Genomic DNA, 16,920 nt, shown 5'->3' on the forward strand with positions numbered 1-16,920 from the left:
TGTTATTGCATTACTCCCTTAAACATTATTAAGTTATGGGTTGCGTAAATGTATATACCTTGTATAATTATACTATGAATATACATATCTGGAGTTACAATGTCTACGGTCACGTTAACCAAATGGGGAAACTCGATCGGAATCCGTATTCCGTCAGCTATCATTAAAAAAGCTCATTTACATCCAGGCGAGGAGTTGGAAATCAGAGCTGATGAAAAGGGCGTGCTTACATTAATTCCAATCAAAAATCAGCAAGAAGGATGGTTAGAGCAATTCAATGCTGCGGTTGATGATAGTAGTGAGGATACGGCTCATTTAAATCCAGGCAATGAGTTTGATATGGAAGAATGGACATGGTGAAAATAAAAAGGTTTGATGTTTTTTTAGTAAATCTTGATCCTACAATGGGCTCTGAAATAAAAAAAACACGGCCAGCGGTAATTATATCCCCAGATTCAATGAATTTGAGTAAGTTAAAAACAGTTATCATTGCTCCGATGACAAGCACTATTAAAGATAATTTCCCAACTAGAATATTGACAGAATTTAAAGATAAAAAAGGACAGATTGCTCTTGATCAGCTGAGGGCTATTGATCGCACTCGTATTGTAAAAAAATTAGGGGTTATTGAGGTGGAAGCTCAAAACAAGGTATTAGATCTGTTATCAATAATATTTCAAAAATAGCTTTCATGGAAAGATCATAAGCCATTTCTCACTTGTCTGATAAATCTTTTAGCCAGTGTCGTATACTTATATAAAATACTAATAATGGATTGTATAATTGACTCAGCCATCACTTCGCACATTACTGGCGCGTCAGGGTATTTATGATAAAACCAGCTCTGTTTTTGCTTATGAGCTGCTATATCGTAATAGTGAAATACAAAATCAAACTTCAGCATTAAGTACTGTTTCAGGTGAGTTGGCAACTTATTCTGTATTATTGGACTTATTTACCAATCTGAATGTGGAAGCCATTGTCGGCGGCAAACGGGCATTTATTAATTTCACTCATTTACATCTTGTTCAACAAATTCCCGCGCTGCTTCCTAAACACAAAATCGTGATTGAAGTACTGGAAACAGTAGCGATTAATCAGCAGCTGATACTAAGCTTAATCAGCTTAAAAAAACAGGGCTATCAAATCGCCCTGGATGATTTTATCTTCAGAGAGGAACTAATTCCTCTGATTCAAATCGCAGACATTATTAAAATTGACGTTCTTAATCTCGATCGTGAGCAAATCCAAACCCAGCTCTCCAGTCTTCATTCATTCAATGGCAAATTGCTTGCTGAAAAAATTGAAACAAAGAGCCAGTTTGATCTTTGCCTGAGTCTCGGATTCGAGCTTTTTCAGGGTTTCTTTCTCGATAAACCTCAATCACTACAAGGACAGGCTATCAGCGAAAACAAAATGCAGATTCTGCGATTATTAGCTGAAATAAATGATGAGGATGTAGCAGTTGAACGGGTTGAGGAAATTATCCTGCAAATTCCTAAATTAAGTTATCGAATTCTTCGTTTAGCCAACTCTGCATCAATTTATAGCAGTCGGAAAGTTGATTCATTAATGGATGCGATAACTAAACTGGGTTTAAACCAGATTAGTCACTGGCTTAGTTTATTATTACTGGCAAGCCATGATGACATGGCCTCTGATTTACTGGAAAGAACCTTAATTCGCGCCAAAATGTGTGAGTTATTATCGCGGGCGATGGATTATCAGAAGCCCCATCAAGCTTATACAGTGGGGCTGCTCTCAACGCTGGATGGAATTTTAAATGAACCGATGACTTCGCTTTTGGAGAAAATGGGATTAAGTGAAGCCTTAAATGAAGCCTTGTTGAATTATAAGGGAATTTTGGGAAAAGTTCTCAAATTTACAATGGATTATGAGCAAGCTAATTTTAAGGAACTGGAAAGCATCCCTGTTGCTACTGAAGTCCTTCTCAACTCTTACCTGGAAGGGATAGAGTATGCGAATTATATAATGTCGATAATTTACCATCCTGAACGATAGCGCCTAGCGGGGATGAATAAAGGGGTTTGGCTGAAATGAAGCGGCTGCAGTTCGCATATACTCCTTTACAGTTTCACCTAAAACACTATCTTTTGCTGCTTCAATTTCTGGTTTGCTCATCCCGGTGAAGATGTCCCGGTCATTGTCAATATTCTCTAAAATTTTCTCGACACTGGCTTTCTTGACCGATGGAAGAATGCCAAATCTGAAGAAGAAAAGCGTGCTGTGTTTTTTGTTGCCTGAAGCGGTGCGATCACTATAAATATCAAGGAGCTTTTTTAATTTTTCATAGGCGATTGAGTGCTCAAAATCGGTTACTTGTAAGTGATTTCTTAGAGTGGTTTGGTTAACGGTCTGATTGTTTCTAATCATGTTAACCAGTATTGGTATTGTGCGAACCACATGAAAACCGCAATCAGTGGAGTTAAAAAATGCCTGTTTTTCAGTATGAATTCGCGAAAGTTCTGCATGAGCTCTTCCACTGGGCGAGCTTTTGCTGTCGATAATACAGGTCTTGGAAACATTAGCATGGCAGGTGTATTCAATAACAATATGATCTTCACGAAGACCACTCTCAACTCGTGGAGAAATCATATGAACTGGTTTGTCGGGATGCAAGGATTTTATGTGATTAAGGATTGCGTCCAACTCTTCCTTTTTGAAATTAGTAACATAAGTTCCTTTTTCAGACACAGAATGATGCACAGAGACTGCGGTGGTAATAATAATCTGATTGTTATTTTCTTCTACCCAATATTTTTTAGGATCAAAACCACTGCCGTTAGGTTTGTAAATATAGCCCTTAATATTTTCTTTCGAAAAAAACTCAAAATCGATTTTATCAGAGGGTTTGATAAATTCTGAAGGGGACTTTGAACCAAAAAGATGGTGCAAACGGGTCTCTACATCAGATGCCCCCAGTTGCAAATTTGTTCTGCTCATAGAACTGTCTTTTTTATCAGTGTATATGTAAATTATAACTCTGTTCCATTAACAAAATATTAAATCTGTTGCGGTGATTTTGCTGAGACTCTGGATTCTCGAGCAAAAATAAGTCATTTATATAAGTTTCAGTCTTGATGCGCTTTGTTTATAGGTTACACTGTCAAAATAGAATAAAAGTTTTATAATCATAATTTTACTATCTAGGTGAGTATTCATGGAACTGAAAATTACTAACACGCCTTTTGCGGCATTGTTTCAGCCGCTCGATTTAGGGTTCACTCAAATAAAAAATCGACTACTGATGGGTTCCATGCATACAGGCCTCGAGGAAGATAAAGAGGGATTGCAGCGTCTGGCCGCTTTTTACCGCGAGAGAGCCTTGGGAGGTGCAGGCCTTATCGTCACAGGGGGAATCGCACCCAATCGCTCCGGGCGCCTGGCCCCTTTTGCCGCAAAGTTAAGCAATAATAAGGAAGTTCAGCGGCATGAGCTAATTACTCAAACTGTGCATGAAGCGGGTGGAAAAATTGCATTGCAGATTTTACATGCCGGACGCTATGGCTACCACCCTTTCAACGTCGCTCCAAGCGGCATCAAATCACCGATTAGCCCGTTTAAACCCTGGGAAATGAGCAAGGGTAGAATTCTTAAAACCATTAAGCACTTTGCCCGCTGTGCGAAGTTGGCTCAAGAGGCCGGTTATGACGGCGTTGAGATTATGGGTAGCGAAGGGTATCTTATTAACCAGTTTATCGTGACCCATACCAACCAACGTCAGGATGAATGGGGCGGCTCCTTCAATAACCGTATTCGTTTTCCGGTTGAAATCATTAAGAGCGTTCGTGAGGCAGTCGGTGAACGGTTTATCATTATTTATCGTTTGTCGATGCTGGATTTAATTGCAGATGGAAGCAGCTGGGAGGAGGTTGTTTTATTAGCGAAGGCCATTGAGGCGGCCGGGGCGAGTCTTATCAATACCGGAATCGGCTGGCATGAGGCACGTATTCCCACAATAGCTACAATGGTTCCACCCGCGGTGTTTACCCGTGTCACACAACGCCTGAAGCCTGAAATCAGTATTCCGGTGATTACTTCAAATCGTATTAATACGCCAGAGAAAGCAAATCAGCTCTTGGAAGCAGGGGTTGCTGATATGATCTCAATGGCGCGGCCTTTTCTGGCAGATCCTCTTTTTGCTGAAAAAGCTCGTTTGGGGGAAAGTGAGGCAATTAATGTTTGCATCGCTTGTAATCAGGCTTGTCTGGATCGGGTATTTGTTAATAAAACCGCTTCCTGTCTGGTGAATCCCAGAGCCTGTAACGAAACGGAATTAATCTATCAGGCTGCATCCAATCCTAAAAAAATTGCGGTGGTTGGAGCAGGTCCCGCTGGTCTGGCATTTGCGGCTACAGCGGCTGAACGGGGTCATCATGTAACACTCTTTGAAAAGGGGAACGAACTTGGAGGGCAGTTTAACCTGGCCAAACGAGTTCCTGGTAAAGAAGAGTTTCAACATACCATTGATTATTTCACTCAGCAGCTTGACAAATACAAGGTAACTATCAAGCTGAATACCGCAGGGCACCCCGGGCTTTTGGAATCTTTTGATGAGATAGTTATTGCAACAGGAATTAAGCCGCGGGTTCCCGATATTCCAGGTATCGATCATCCGAAAGTGATGAGTTACATCGATGTGATCAGAGAGAAGAAAATTCCAGGTGAACGAGTGGCGATTATTGGCGCTGGCGGTATCGGTTTTGATGTCGCGGAATTTTTAACCCATGAACATCATGGCCCAGATGCTGATAGTTTCCTTAATGAATGGGGTATTGATCTGGAAGGAGAGCATCGGGGAGGGATCAAACCCGCCTCTGTAAGCAAAAGCCCGCGAAAGGTTTATCTCCTGCAGCGTAAAAAAGAAAAGCTTGGAAAAAATCTTGGGAAAACAACGGGATGGATTCATCGCCTTAGCCTGAAACATAAACAGGTCAAGATGTTATCCGGAGTTCAATACCAGCGAATTGATGATCAGGGTCTACATGTTCTTATCGATGAAAAGCCAGAATGCCTCGAGGTCGATTCGGTGGTGATTTGTGCAGGCCAGACTGAATTAAAGGATTTATACGAGCCCTTGAAAGAAGGGGGGCGATCTGTTCATTTAATTGGAGGAGCATTCAAAGCGCTGGAGCTGGATGCTCGTCATGCCATTGATCAAGCCTGTCGTCTCGCTGCCTTGTTATAATCAGGATACGGAGAGTTAAATGGATTTTAGCTTATTGGAGCAACGACTGCTGCTGATTGAAAAAAGACTGGGGCAAATAGAGACTATTCTCCATCTGCCCGTTTCTGAAGAAATTTCTGAGGAAACGCGTGTAAGTGAGCGGAGAACAAAAGAGCCTGCCAGAGCACCTAAGCAAGGAAACTGGCTTGGATTAGTGGCAACACTTTGTTTTATTCTCGCCGCAGGCTTTATCATCAAACTCTCCATTGAATCGGGCTGGTTAACGCCAGAACGGCAAATCGGCCTGGCCTTTTTATTCGGAGCACTTCTGATTGGCAGCGGTTTTGTGTTTATCGCCATTGATAAATACTATGCCAGTCTCCTTCCTGCGGCGGGGATTATTGTATTGTATCTAAGTAATTTTGCCGCGCATCGTCTTTATTTTTTAATTTCATTTGAAACTGCGATTGTATTAACCAGTTTAATCTCAGTTCTATGTATTACACTTTATTTAAAATTCAGGCACGATATTTATTCCATTATTGCCGCAATAGGCTCGTATTTAGCCCCTGTTGTTTTAAATATAAATGCCAATACCTTGTTTTCATTATACTATTTTCTAATTTGCTCGCTGACTTACGCGACCATCTCCATTTGGGTGGAATCGCGAATTCTAATTGTGGTAGCAGCCTATTTATCCATTTTGGTGACTGGTTTAATTGGTCTTGGCTTACAAATGGATAGTACTATTGCCATCTTCCTGGCTCTGCATTTTCTTGTTTTCGCAATTGGAACTTATCTCTACTCAAAATACGGCGCCGAGCCATTGACAGAGAAGGAGTCCTGGGCCTTTTTTCCTGTACTGCTGATATTTTATTCTATGGAATATTTTTATATCGATAGAGCTTATCCGGGCTTGGCTCCCTGGGTTTCTATCGGTTTTGCCGCTATCCTTTGCAGTCTTTATCTATCTGCCAGGCAGTGGTTTCCAGATAGGGCAATCAGTTCAAGAGCCTTGGTTTTAGCATTTTCCACCATCGTTTTTTTCCATTCGTTTTATCTTGAGCTTTTGCCTGATGCGTTCAAGCCCTGGCTTTTTGTGGTAATTATAGTGGGTATCGCATTTCTTCCCGTCAGACTATTGGGGGAGCAGCGAGATGGTGCTTTTTATCTTCCATCGCTTGCGGTTTTTTTAATTCTGGTTATCGAATATTGCAGTATGCTAATGCATCTATTAAATAACAGCACTTACTCATGGGTCCTGGTTTCTTTTGCATCCTTTGCAAGTCTGTGGTTATTAATCACCCGGCATCGCAGCAGTTTGATTCAGAAAAAAGAATATGGGTTGACTTTGTTACTCGCTGCGCATCTGCTGGGAGTCAGCGCATTATACCAGTTCTTCCATGAAATCAGTTCCTTGGCCGTATCAGCTTCCTGGCTATTATATGCTGTCTGCGTCATTGGCTATGCTTATTTCCGTCAGGATAAAACAATGGCAAAATCCGCTTTGTTAATTTTAAGCGTCGCCGCTGGAAAGGCGCTTCTGTATGACACGGCATCGACGCCCACAGTGGTTCGCATTTTATGTCTTATTTTAACAGGAGCCGTTTTGTACGGTTGCGGCCTTTTAATGAAGCGTATTGCAAGCTGGCAGGATAATTGACAGAAATCCCCTCTCTCTAACTCTCTCCCCTGAGGGGCGAGAGGACTACAGCATTATAAACAGGATGTAAACCCCTCTTTGATTACTCATCACTACTGCTATTTTACCCCAATTTTGCAGAGGATACGGGCGTCTCGCCCTCTTCATTCGTTTTCAGAGGCTTGAGAAAAGTGATAGATAGAAAAGGTGGAGAATTTAGACATAAGCAACATCCTTAAAAAAATATTATCCCTTTAAATCAATTAAGGTGATTTTTGCAGTCCTAAGGAAGGGCTGCAGTCGGATTGTAGTGGATTATATTGGCTGAGTCACTTTATATTCGGCTCTACAGATATTCCCGAGCATAGCGCTCATAGATTTTTTCGGATAGGAACACGTTCATCAAATCAGGGTCAATTTTACCTTCGATTTTCATTTGATTGAGAATTTCAAGTGCTTCTTCCAAAGGAATTGCTTTTTTATAAGGTCTGTCGCTTGCTGTGAGCGCTTCAAAAATATCCGCGAGCGCAATAATACGCGCTTGTATAGGAAGCTGTTCTTTGGTTAATCCGCGAGGATAGCCTGTTCCATCCAGTTTTTCGTGATGCCCGCCCGCATAAAGCGGAACATTCCGCAGATTTTTGGGGTAGGGTAAAGACTCCAGCATTTTAATAGTAACTTTGACATGGTTGTTGATGATTTCTCTTTCTTGCGAAGACAGAGTGCCGCGGCGAATCGACAGCATTTGCCTTTCAGTTTCGGAAAGGAGATCTTCCTTTTGGCCCAGCGAGGAAATCCATTGACGCTGCGCTATTTTCTTCATGGCCTCGATGTCTTCATCCTGAGTAAACTCTTTTCCCTGATTCATTTTTCGAATTAAATCGCGCTCCTGATCTAAGATATTCAATTGTTCCTGCAATTGATTATCCTGAGATAAATCAAATTCTGTGCCGGTTAATTTCTTAATTTTGGCTTGCAAAGAAGCGATGATGGCATCACGCTGTAGCACTTCAAATCGTGTGTCAATCCACTTAATCCCATCAATGATCGTTTCAAGTTTGGTTGCTTTATCAACCACTGCTTCCGGGATTGAAATTTTTCCGCAATCATGAAGCCAGGCAGCGACTTCCAACTCGTACATTTCCTCTTCGGTCATGCTAAAGTGTTTCAATGGACCATAATCTACTTCACATGCAGCTTCAGCAATCATGCGGGTAATTATGGGTACACGCCGGCAATGACCACCTGTATATGGAGACTTCTCGTCAATTGCTTTGGCAATGAGCTGTATCAATGAATCAAAAAGCTCTTTTTGTGCCTGAATCAGCCGTTGGTTGGTAATGGTAATAGCCGCTTGTGAGGCCAGAGATTCAACCATTTGCTGACTCAGCTTTGAGAAGGAACTGATTTTTTTTGTTTCAGGATTAATGGCATTAATTAATTGAAGCACCCCAATGACCTCATTCAGATGATTGGTCATTGGAACTACAAAAAACGATTGGGAATGATAATTCATTTGCTGGTCGAATTGCTTGGTTCCTGATAGCTTAAACCGCGTATCTTTGTAGGCGTCTTCAATATGAATCGTTTTTTTACTAATGGCGGCCCAGGGAGCCAGCATATTTTTATTGGCTTCGCCTTGCTCGTTATATAAAGGCAGATCGTCAAGTTTATTCTGGTTTTGACTGGTTCCTCCCAGATGAAGTTTAAGTGATTTATTAATCAGGATCTCGAATCTGAGTTTTTGATCATCGGTGCATGTATACAAAGTGCCGCCATCGGCATGGGTGATTTCCTGGGCTTTCATCAGAATGGATTCCAGCAGCAGGATATGATTTTTTTCAGCAGAAAGGGCAGTTCCAATATCAGTCAGCACTTTCAGCAAATGAGAAAAATCAGAAGCAGTCGTGTGCATAAATATTACACAGTTGTGATTTGATCAGATTATAGTCTAAACACTGAGGAGCATCGCCTGCAGATTTATTTTTGACCAAGCCTGGCAATAATTTCCTTAATTGCTTGTTCAGGGGTATGGATTGCAGTATCAATCGTTAGCTTCTTGCTTTCCCATAACTCATAATCTCTGTCAAGAACTTCCTGCCAGGTGGGTGGTGTTAAACCCTGAATATTGATTTGTCTTGTTTCAACTCGTTCTTTATGGATCGCTTTATCCGAGCAAATGATTTCAATTTCAAGATAGGGCTTATTCATCTCTCTTGCAATTTTTCGATAGGCTTCTCGGGTAATTTCAACGGGATTAACAGAGTCGGTAACCACCGTTAAGCCAATTTCCAGATTATCTTTCGCTATTGCATAAGCAGTCATATAGCCCTCAGCGATGACTTGTATCCCGCCCTGATTACTATACTGAGACGCATTTTTTATTGCCTGCTCAATGCTGTCAATGCGTAAATAAACCGCCTCTATTGTTTTGGCCAATTGCCTGGCAATAGTACTTTTACCTGTACCTGGTAAACCACCCAGTATTATTAACATGATGCAGCCTTATAATTGGTGCCCTGATTACTTCTCAATCCCAAACACACTCCTGCCGCCATATAAAGACGACACCCTTTTTTCATGTGCAATAATCTCTTCAAAATTGGGGCCGCTGATGATGTGATGTTCCAGCTTGCGAGCCTGTTCATCGAGGCGTTTGATCGCATTCAGTTTATCACCTTCTCCAAGACTTGCCTTTTGTACTGCCGTTTTCAAAACCCGGATTGTTTCATCGTAAACTTTAACAGGAACTGGAAAGGGATGCCGGTCCTTACCCCCGTGAGCCAGTGAAAAACGGGCCGGATCGGAAAATCGATAGGGTGCTCCGTGAATCACTTCAGCAACCATTGCCAGTGCTAATACTGTTCTGGCACCTACGCCAGGAGTTAAGAGCAGCTCTGAAAAATCCTCAGGGCCGCGTTCAATGGCTGCGGCTATATTGCCATGCAAACGCTTCATGGAAATATTTTCAGATCTGACCTCATGATGATCCGGCATATCCAAATGAGGTAATAAAAGTTGATTGCTATGGCTGGGAACTATTTGCGAACTGATGTGTTTACAATGTTCAGCTTCAGTCAGAATGCGCTCGGGTGAAAGTGTCTTTAAAAGATCCAGCTGCGAGCTTCTGGAGAGTTCCGCGCGCTGGTCAGTCAGATTAATAATATCGCCCTGATGCCGTCCTTCAATCGCTGCATGAGGAGCATTGATAAAATTCTCCAGACCTTCAGATAACCAATGGTATCGGCGTGCCTGTTTTTTATTGGTGTTCATGCCCTGCTGAATAACGGCCCATTTCCCATCATCTGTTACGATAAAACCATGTAAGTAAAGATCAAATCCATCCTGAATGGCAGCGCTATCCACCTTGGCCACCAGGCGGCTGGATTGGGCCAGTTGCTGGCCGTTAAAACCAACCTCATGTCCAATGGTGATAAGCTCCTGCGGCGTTTGGCGTGAATATTTTCCACGGCCTCCGCATACATGAATCCCCAGTTCGCGTGACAAGGGATTTAATCCTCTCTTAAGCGCCCCGAGGACACTGGTCGTAATTCCTGAGGAATGCCAATCCATTCCCATCACCGCACCAAAGGATTGGAACCAGAAGGGATTCGCTAAGCGCCGCAAAAACTCATCTCGGCCATAATGATGAATAATGGCTTGACTCATGACGGCCCCCAATTTGGCCATGCGTTCAGCTAGCCATTGAGGAACCCTGCCATAATGTAAGGGTAAATTAGCGCTGCCTGTTTTTTGAGCCATGATGGTTTTAAGACATTAAATAATGCCATTATAGCGGAATTAGCCTGCTTTGTTCTCAAAAAAACAGCAGTATGATAATAAAATCAGTCAAGTTAGCCAGGCCTTCATAAAAAGAGTAGACACCGGAAGTCTATATGGCTAAATTATATCAATTAGTTAAAATAAAAAACGTTTTGCCATAGTTCAAAGCGATAAATTTGCTGTAGGGTTGTAGAAATGCGCTTTTTGTCAACTGTTCTAAAAAATAATACAATCTGGTCGGGGCAGCGGTTTTTTTCAACACTGCCGGAAGGCTTATGTTCCAATTTCAAAACCTTTGGAGCACGGCCTGATCCATTGAAAGTCCTTGAGTTAGAAGAGCATCATAAAAAAACGGCTGACAAAATGCGTGAGAAATTCCCTCGTGTAATGGAGGGCAGCTTTTTACCGGGAAGAATTGTTTATCGCTTATGTACCAGTTCTCCTGCGGAGATGATAGAGAAGGGCGGTTTTCGCACGAATGATGAACTCTTTGTGGCCGCGAATTCTGAAACCGGCCTGAACAAAGGCTCAATATGTTTCTCATTACTGCCAGAGGTCGCTGCAGTGTTTTATGATCAGCTTCCCTCTAACCAAAAAAAATACCTCTATGCCTGCCTGCTCAAGGGCGCTTATTTTTCTCCTGGCGGTAAATGGCGGCAAGTAATAGTACCCGGTGCATTCCCGCTGCCGTCTGTGTGGATGGCAAGAGAGGTCATTGGGCTTACTAAAACCCGGAGTTTGCAATTGGGACCCCTGGTTGGGCAATTCGATTGCCGAGAAAAAGTAATATGGGGAGACAGGATCCATAATTTTTCCCAAGATCATTTGCAAATGCCTGAAATTATTGATTATGGCAATGAGGATCAGGCAATGGAATTTTTTATTGAGGATAGTGAGGACTCTCGAAAATTCCAGGAACAAGTGGATGCCTTTTATAAAAGAAATTGCTTAAGCTCGCCCATTTCTTTAAATTTAACTTAAGTTGTTGTCAAAAAAATGATTAATAAAGTGGATGTGATAGTCGTGGGCGCTGGCGCTGCGGGAATGATGTGCGGTATAGAAGCAGCAGCCCGCGGGCGCCGCGTACTGATTCTCGACAAAAGTAATAAGCCCGGTAAAAAAATACTGATGTCAGGAGGCGGCCGTTGTAATTTTACCAATTTATATGCCAGCCCCGAGCAGTATATCTCTCATAATCCGCATTTTTGTAAATCAGCACTCAAGCGTTACACCCAATGGGATTTTATTGAACTGGTCAAACGCCATAAAATTGCCTTTTATGAGAAAACGGCGGGGCAGCTTTTCTGTGAAGAAAAGTCTCATTTAATTGTCGATATGCTTTTAGCAGAATGCCGAAAAAATAATGTTGAGATTAGATTGAATCATTCGATTAGTTCTGTTGTGAAAAAAGACAATCATTTTATAGTCGTATCCGGGCAGGGAACTTATCATTGTGATTCGCTGGTTATCGCCAGCGGTGGTTTGTCGATTCCTACCTTGGGTTCCAGTCCATTTGGCTATCAGATAGCCGCTCAATTCGACTTGAATGTTTATCCGACCAGAGCGGGACTTGTACCGTTCACACTGCATGAAAAGGACAAGGAGCGTCTGGCGGAATTGACTGGAATTTCGGTCGAAAGTTCAGTGAGTTGTAACAGGATTTCTTTTCAGGAAAATGTCTTGTTTACCCATCGAGGATTAAGTGGTCCTGCCATATTACAAATTTCTTCCTACTGGTTGCCTGGACAAGAAGTAAATATTCAGTTTTTACCCCAGATTAATTTGTATGAAGAACTATTGCAGAGCCGACATAGCTCGCCGGATAGTTTCCTAAAAACGGTATTATCCCGATTCACAGCCAAGCGGGTGCTGGATGTTTTTTATGAGGCTGAGGTATTGGAAAAGCCGCTTAAACAATTCAATCACAAACAATTACAGCAAGTTGCCGAGAAACTACAGGCTTGGTCAATCAAGCCCAATGCTACAGAAGGCTATCGTACGGCAGAAGTGACATTGGGTGGTGTTGATTGTAATGAAATATCTTCCCAGACCTTCGAGTCAAAAAAAGTACCAGGGCTTTATTTTATTGGTGAAGTGCTCGATGTCAGCGGCTGGCTGGGCGGGTATAATTTTCAGTGGGCCTGGTCATCAGGTTGGGCTGCAGGTCAGGTAGTATAGACGCTAAACGGTTCTGCAAATGAATTGTAGTCTTGGCAGATCGCCTGTTATCATGCGATGATATTTCCCTTATTAAAATGACATGCCAGGGAGGCATATTCATGCGATTACCATCCGTCTTACTGGGTTCAATCCTATCGTTTTCCGGTTTTGCTCAGAATGATTCTTTGAAATTGATCATTAAATACAAAGAGCCAGTTTCCTCGAGTTCGCTTTTACAGCATTTGCAGTCTTCCCAAGACTGGACAATTGACTCCTTAAAGCCGATTGCTGGCGGAGCGTATTCCTTAAGCCTGCATACTGCGCATTCCAAAGCCGGTCTTTCACAGGAAAAAGAATTGCAAAAGGCTATTAAGGACTTGAAAAAAGATCCCCGCATTCTGTATGTAGTCAAAGATAGAATAGGGCATTTTAAACCATTGCCTTTACCTAATGGCCTGGCAGACATCGAATTGAATCATAGCTTGCAGTGGGATGAATTTACTGCACCCGGCGGTATTATGCTTGAGAGCGGTCCAGACAAACGTGATGGGGCATGGATGTATACGAGTGGAGAAAGCTCTCCCCCGGTTGTCGTGGCGGTATTGGATACAGGGATTGAGGCGCATCCAGCTCTTTTAAATAACCTGTTGAAAGATGAAAAGGGTAATATCTGGGGTTGGAATTTTGCGGGTAATAACCGAAACCTGGCTGATGAAACCGGCTCCTATCACGGAACCCATGTGGCCGGCACCATAGCGGCCGTTAGCGACACCATGCTAGGGGTGGGTGAGCATCTAAAAATTCTGGCTTTAAAAATACCGGATGATTCCGGGATGTTTTATGAAAGTCAGGTTATTAATGCCATCTATTGGGCTGTGGGAGGCGATGTACCCGGTGTTCCTCATAATCCCTGGCCAGCGAAAGTTCTGAATATGAGTTTTGGTGTGGACGAGCGTCCTGGAAAAGAAGTGGATCACTGTGATGAAGCCTTACAGGAGGCAATGTTTTTCGCCAGACATCAGGGCGCTGTGGTAACTGTTGCTGCTGGAAATGACAATGAGTGGGAGCATTATAATGCGCCGGGTGTTTGTAATGGAGCAATTAGAGTGGCTTCCACTGGACCTGAAGGTCTGCGCGCCTATTATTCAAATTATGGCCCGGGTGTGAGTTTTGCAGCACCCGGTGGTGATGCACGTTATGGACGATCCGGAGCCATTTTATCTACGGTAAAACCCGGCGGCGGCTACCAGCATAGCGGTTATGATTTTTATCAGGGCACCAGTATGGCCGCCCCTCATGCCGCAGGTGTCGCCGGGCTTGTGTATGCAATTAGCGAGGGTCAGATCACACCGGAAAAAGTTGAGCAGATTTTGTATGCCACAACTCATCCATTTGGCAAAACATCAGACAGCAATAAGTCATGCACAGGTTCCAAGCCTTGTGGACATGGAATTCTGGATGCAGACAATGCAGTTAAGGCTGCTGCCGCAACTTTTGATGCCATCATCAGTCCGCCCAGTTTCCAGGAGTTGAATCTTAAAGCCTGCCGAAACCATCAACTCACTTCCCAGCCTTTAAAAAATAGTGACTGGAAGCTGATTAAAAAACAGTGTCAGGCCGAAGAAGCCTATTTTACACCTGAGGTCCATTTGCAAGCTCGGCAAATTGTCCTGAATTATCAGGGAGCATCTTATGTGCGGGATATTAGCGCCTACAGCCATTGCCTGTTCATTGGTAAAGACAGTTTCGGCTGCTACTATTAATCCTCGGCAATTATTTGGGAGTAGCCTGGAAATTTCCAGGCTACAACGTGATACATGACAAAACTGTATACCCTGTTAAGTTTGATAAAAGACAAGAGAGATTTAAGGCTTAAGAGTCTTTCGGACGATATCATCATCGAAAACTATCCCGTATTTAATCAATCACTGGTAATTACTGCTATCAAGCAGGGCGTATTTAAGTATCGTTTCAATGAAAAAGCCTGTTATGAAACTGAGATGGAGTTACTGTGCAATTCAGATCAGCTAAGTTGCATAGAGCCTGATGAGCAAGGCGAAATTGAGTTTTTAATGATAGGAGAAATAGCCTATCTGAACTCTGAAAAAGAAAGCTTTATGAAAATATACAGCCTCAGTCCTTATAGCCAGGAGTTTTATTCCCTGGATGAGAAGAGATCGCTAATTCAATTCAAGGACTTTTTTCTGAAACAGGTGCAGGCTGGCGAACAGGATTGGGTGATTGTAACTTCTCAGCTCGAAATCAGACGTCTCAATGCAATCCTCGGAGACGAGCAAGAGCAGAAAGACTTAGTGATGCGATATTCAGGCCCGGTTCATTTCAAACCAGCTTCGGCAGATGAGAAGCAAGCCCAGGCGGTTGTCTCTTCGATTAAACTGATTCTGTAAAGTGCTTCCTGTATTTCTTTGATAATCTATACTATTTAGAAATAACTCAGGGAAGAAATCCTATGCCAACGGTAAGGGACGCCACATTCGATCTTTTGCGCAAACTGGATCTGCGCAATTTTGTTTCCAATCCAGGTTCCACTGAGGAAACCTTTTTAGCCAATTTTCCAGATGATTTTAATTTTATTCTGGCTTTGCAGGAGTCCAGCGTTGTCGGTATTGCCGACGGTCTGGCGCAGGGTCTTGGTAAGCCCGTGCTCGTGAATGTGCATACAGGTGCTGGCATGGGGAATGCCATGGGTTGTATTTTAACAGCCTATCTGAATAAAACGCCGCTGATTATTACGGCTGGCCAGCAAACCCGTGAAATGCTGTTAATGGAACCTTTTCTCACTAATGTGGAGTCGACTATTTTACCTAAGCCCTGGGTGAAATGGAGTTATGAGGTGATGCGGCCTGAAGATGTGCCTTCGGCATTTATGCGGGCTTATGCAACGGCGATACAGGCGCCGCAAGGTCCTGTGTTTCTTTCAATTCCACTTGATTTATGGGACGAAGAGATTGATGAAGTGGATATTTTTCGCTCAACATCCCGAATAGTTGGGCCAGATCCAGAGCGATTGTATGAATTTGCCCGGCAAATTAATGAAAGCCAAAACCCTGTACTTATTTATGGCGCCGATGTCGCTCGCAGCAATGCCTGGAATGAGGCGGTATTATTGGCGGAAAAACTGGCCTGTCCGGTATGGAAAGGACCCTTTTCCGAACTGGTGTCTTTTCCAGAAGACCATCTGTTGTATCAGGGCGAATTGCCGTCGGCGAAAGGCCTGCTGAGCCAAATGCTTAAGGGCCATGATTTAATTATTGTTATTGGAGCTCCGGTTTTTCGCTACTATCCCTGGATAGCTGGTGACTATTTACCTGAGGGGGCGAGACTGATTCAGGTGACTGATGATCCCTATGAGGCAGCCAAGGCGCCAGTGGGGGATTGTCTGGTGAGTGATAGCCTGCTAACTTTAAAAGGATTATTAGATAAGGTAAAAGAGCGTGGTATCGACCAGAATTTTTCCACTAATCGTAAACAGGAACGAAGTCAGCTTACGGTTCAACCGGCTTACCCGCTGACGGCAAAGCAGGTGTTCGATATTCTGTCTGGACTAACTCCTGAAGACTATGTTCTGGTACAGGAGTCTCCTTCCAATACTCATGATCTGCAAGAGTCAGGTTTGGGCACTGTCGTTAAACCTCAATCTTTTTATACTATGAGTTCGGGAGGATTGGGCTGGGATATGCCTGCAGCAGTAGGGCTGGCGCTTGCCGAGCAAAAAAGCGGCCGTAATCGGCCAGTGATTCTGATTATTGGAGACGGTTCATTTCAATATTCACTGCAGGCGATATGGACCGGCGTACAGCATCAGACTCATCTTATTATTCTGGCATTGAGAAATGAAGAATATGCCATACTGAAGTCCTTTGCATTGCTTGAGAATACCCCTAATGTTCCAGGGCTTGACCTGCCTGGTCTTGATCTCGTTTCCCTGGCTAAAGGCTATGGTGCCGAGGCTTCTTTTGCCGCCAATATCGATGAGATTAAAACCGCCTTTCAGCAGGCCCTCGCTTTTAAAGGGGTGACAGTAATTGAAATTCCAATAGAGAAAAAAATACATAAGCTGTTGGGTTATATTTCATCCAGGGATTAAGCAATTGATTACAAAAGAATGCTGCACAATTGCTATAAT

Annotated in this window: 14 protein-coding genes; 10 read left to right on the forward strand and 4 right to left on the reverse strand. The window is 43.0% G+C overall.

Translation table 11 applies throughout. The annotated features are described in order from the left end of the window. Window positions 1–99 precede the first annotated feature (99 nt). From DYH61_RS05060 to DYH61_RS05070, 3 genes are all read left to right on the forward strand, one after another. Window positions 100–360 carry an AbrB/MazE/SpoVT family DNA-binding domain-containing protein gene (locus tag DYH61_RS05060; RefSeq protein ID WP_058508976.1) on the forward strand — a complete coding sequence of 87 codons (261 nt, stop codon included), beginning with the start codon at window positions 100–102 and terminating at the stop codon, window positions 358–360. Further along, window positions 354–686 carry a type II toxin-antitoxin system PemK/MazF family toxin gene (locus DYH61_RS05065; RefSeq protein ID WP_200823635.1) on the forward strand — a complete coding sequence of 111 codons (333 nt, stop codon included), beginning with the start codon at window positions 354–356 and terminating at the stop codon, window positions 684–686. The genes DYH61_RS05060 and DYH61_RS05065 overlap by 7 nt, the downstream gene beginning before the upstream one ends. Before the next feature lie 97 nt (window positions 687–783). Then, window positions 784–2,022, forward strand: a complete 1,239-nt coding sequence (locus DYH61_RS05070; RefSeq protein ID WP_058508978.1) for an EAL and HDOD domain-containing protein — start codon at window positions 784–786, stop codon at window positions 2,020–2,022. Between the two features lie 3 nt (window positions 2,023–2,025). Here the strand turns inward: DYH61_RS05070 and DYH61_RS05075 are convergent, their stop codons facing one another. Beyond that, window positions 2,026–2,964 carry a hypothetical protein gene (locus DYH61_RS05075; RefSeq protein WP_058508979.1) on the reverse strand — a complete coding sequence of 313 codons (939 nt, stop codon included), beginning with the start codon at window positions 2,962–2,964 and terminating at the stop codon, window positions 2,026–2,028. Window positions 2,965–3,181: 217 nt separating this feature from the next. On the opposite strand from DYH61_RS05075, the gene DYH61_RS05080 reads away from it, so the two are divergent. Together DYH61_RS05080 and DYH61_RS05085 are read left to right on the forward strand one after the other, a co-directional pair. Continuing rightward, the gene (locus DYH61_RS05080; protein WP_058508980.1) at window positions 3,182–5,209 is read left to right on the forward strand and encodes an NADPH-dependent 2,4-dienoyl-CoA reductase; all 2,028 of its coding nucleotides are present in this window, start codon (window positions 3,182–3,184) and stop codon (window positions 5,207–5,209) included. Window positions 5,210–5,228: 19 nt separating this feature from the next. Further along, entirely contained in the window at window positions 5,229–6,851 is a 1,623-nt protein-coding gene (locus DYH61_RS05085; protein WP_058508981.1) for a DUF2339 domain-containing protein, read from the forward strand. 325 nt (window positions 6,852–7,176) lie between these two features. Here DYH61_RS05085 and DYH61_RS05090 read toward each other — a convergent pair whose 3' ends face one another. The 3 genes from DYH61_RS05090 to DYH61_RS05100 all read right to left on the reverse strand — a co-directional run bounded on the left by DYH61_RS05090 (window position 7,177) and on the right by DYH61_RS05100 (window position 10,592). Beyond that, on the reverse strand, window positions 7,177–8,745 hold the full coding sequence (locus DYH61_RS05090) for an HD family phosphohydrolase (RefSeq protein ID WP_058508982.1): 1,569 nt from the start codon (window positions 8,743–8,745) through the stop codon (window positions 7,177–7,179). Window positions 8,746–8,810: 65 nt separating this feature from the next. Continuing rightward, window positions 8,811–9,326 carry a P-loop nucleotide/nucleoside kinase family protein gene (locus DYH61_RS05095; RefSeq protein ID WP_058508983.1) on the reverse strand — a complete coding sequence of 172 codons (516 nt, stop codon included), beginning with the start codon at window positions 9,324–9,326 and terminating at the stop codon, window positions 8,811–8,813. Window positions 9,327–9,353: 27 nt separating this feature from the next. Then, window positions 9,354–10,592 (reverse strand): DUF763 domain-containing protein, encoded by a 1,239-nt coding sequence (locus DYH61_RS05100; protein WP_058508984.1) that lies wholly within the window; start codon window positions 10,590–10,592, stop codon window positions 9,354–9,356. 216 nt (window positions 10,593–10,808) lie between these two features. Here DYH61_RS05100 and DYH61_RS05105 point away from each other — a divergent pair, with 216 nt between their 5' ends. The 5 genes from DYH61_RS05105 to mdlC all read left to right on the forward strand — a co-directional run bounded on the left by DYH61_RS05105 (window position 10,809) and on the right by mdlC (window position 16,881). Continuing rightward, window positions 10,809–11,594 (forward strand): hypothetical protein, encoded by a 786-nt coding sequence (locus DYH61_RS05105; RefSeq protein WP_058508985.1) that lies wholly within the window; start codon window positions 10,809–10,811, stop codon window positions 11,592–11,594. An 18-nt stretch (window positions 11,595–11,612) separates the two neighbouring features. Next, window positions 11,613–12,791, forward strand: a complete 1,179-nt coding sequence (locus tag DYH61_RS05110) for a BaiN/RdsA family NAD(P)/FAD-dependent oxidoreductase (protein WP_058509038.1) — start codon at window positions 11,613–11,615, stop codon at window positions 12,789–12,791. A 101-nt stretch (window positions 12,792–12,892) separates the two neighbouring features. After that, a complete protein-coding gene (locus DYH61_RS05115) occupies window positions 12,893–14,536 on the forward strand; it encodes a S8 family peptidase (RefSeq protein ID WP_058508986.1) in 1,644 nt (547 codons plus the stop codon). Window positions 14,537–14,590: 54 nt separating this feature from the next. Further along, on the forward strand, window positions 14,591–15,181 hold the full coding sequence (locus tag DYH61_RS05120; protein ID WP_058508987.1) for a hypothetical protein: 591 nt from the start codon (window positions 14,591–14,593) through the stop codon (window positions 15,179–15,181). A gap of 62 nt (window positions 15,182–15,243) precedes the next feature. Next, window positions 15,244–16,881 (forward strand): benzoylformate decarboxylase, encoded by a 1,638-nt coding sequence (mdlC, locus tag DYH61_RS05125; protein WP_058508988.1) that lies wholly within the window; start codon window positions 15,244–15,246, stop codon window positions 16,879–16,881. Window positions 16,882–16,920 lie beyond the last annotated feature (39 nt).

The organism is Legionella quinlivanii, assembly GCF_900461555.1.
In the GTDB taxonomy this organism is placed as follows: domain Bacteria; phylum Pseudomonadota; class Gammaproteobacteria; order Legionellales; family Legionellaceae; genus Legionella_C; species Legionella_C quinlivanii.

Coding starts and splice junctions, on each gene's coding strand:
- DYH61_RS05060 (WP_058508976.1), top strand. CDS start 100: ATGTCTACGGTCACGTTAACCAAATGGGGAAACTCGATCGGAATCCGT.
- DYH61_RS05065 (WP_200823635.1), top strand. CDS start 354: ATGGTGAAAATAAAAAGGTTTGATGTTTTTTTAGTAAATCTTGATCCT.
- DYH61_RS05075 (WP_058508979.1), bottom strand. CDS start 2,964: ATGAGCAGAACAAATTTGCAACTGGGGGCATCTGATGTAGAGACCCGT.
- DYH61_RS05080 (WP_058508980.1), top strand. CDS start 3,182: ATGGAACTGAAAATTACTAACACGCCTTTTGCGGCATTGTTTCAGCCG.
- DYH61_RS05085 (WP_058508981.1), top strand. CDS start 5,229: ATGGATTTTAGCTTATTGGAGCAACGACTGCTGCTGATTGAAAAAAGA.
- DYH61_RS05090 (WP_058508982.1), bottom strand. CDS start 8,745: ATGCACACGACTGCTTCTGATTTTTCTCATTTGCTGAAAGTGCTGACT.
- DYH61_RS05095 (WP_058508983.1), bottom strand. CDS start 9,326: ATGTTAATAATACTGGGTGGTTTACCAGGTACAGGTAAAAGTACTATT.
- DYH61_RS05100 (WP_058508984.1), bottom strand. CDS start 10,592: ATGGCTCAAAAAACAGGCAGCGCTAATTTACCCTTACATTATGGCAGG.
- DYH61_RS05105 (WP_058508985.1), top strand. CDS start 10,809: ATGCGCTTTTTGTCAACTGTTCTAAAAAATAATACAATCTGGTCGGGG.
- DYH61_RS05115 (WP_058508986.1), top strand. CDS start 12,893: ATGCGATTACCATCCGTCTTACTGGGTTCAATCCTATCGTTTTCCGGT.
- DYH61_RS05120 (WP_058508987.1), top strand. CDS start 14,591: ATGACAAAACTGTATACCCTGTTAAGTTTGATAAAAGACAAGAGAGAT.
- mdlC (WP_058508988.1), top strand. CDS start 15,244: ATGCCAACGGTAAGGGACGCCACATTCGATCTTTTGCGCAAACTGGAT.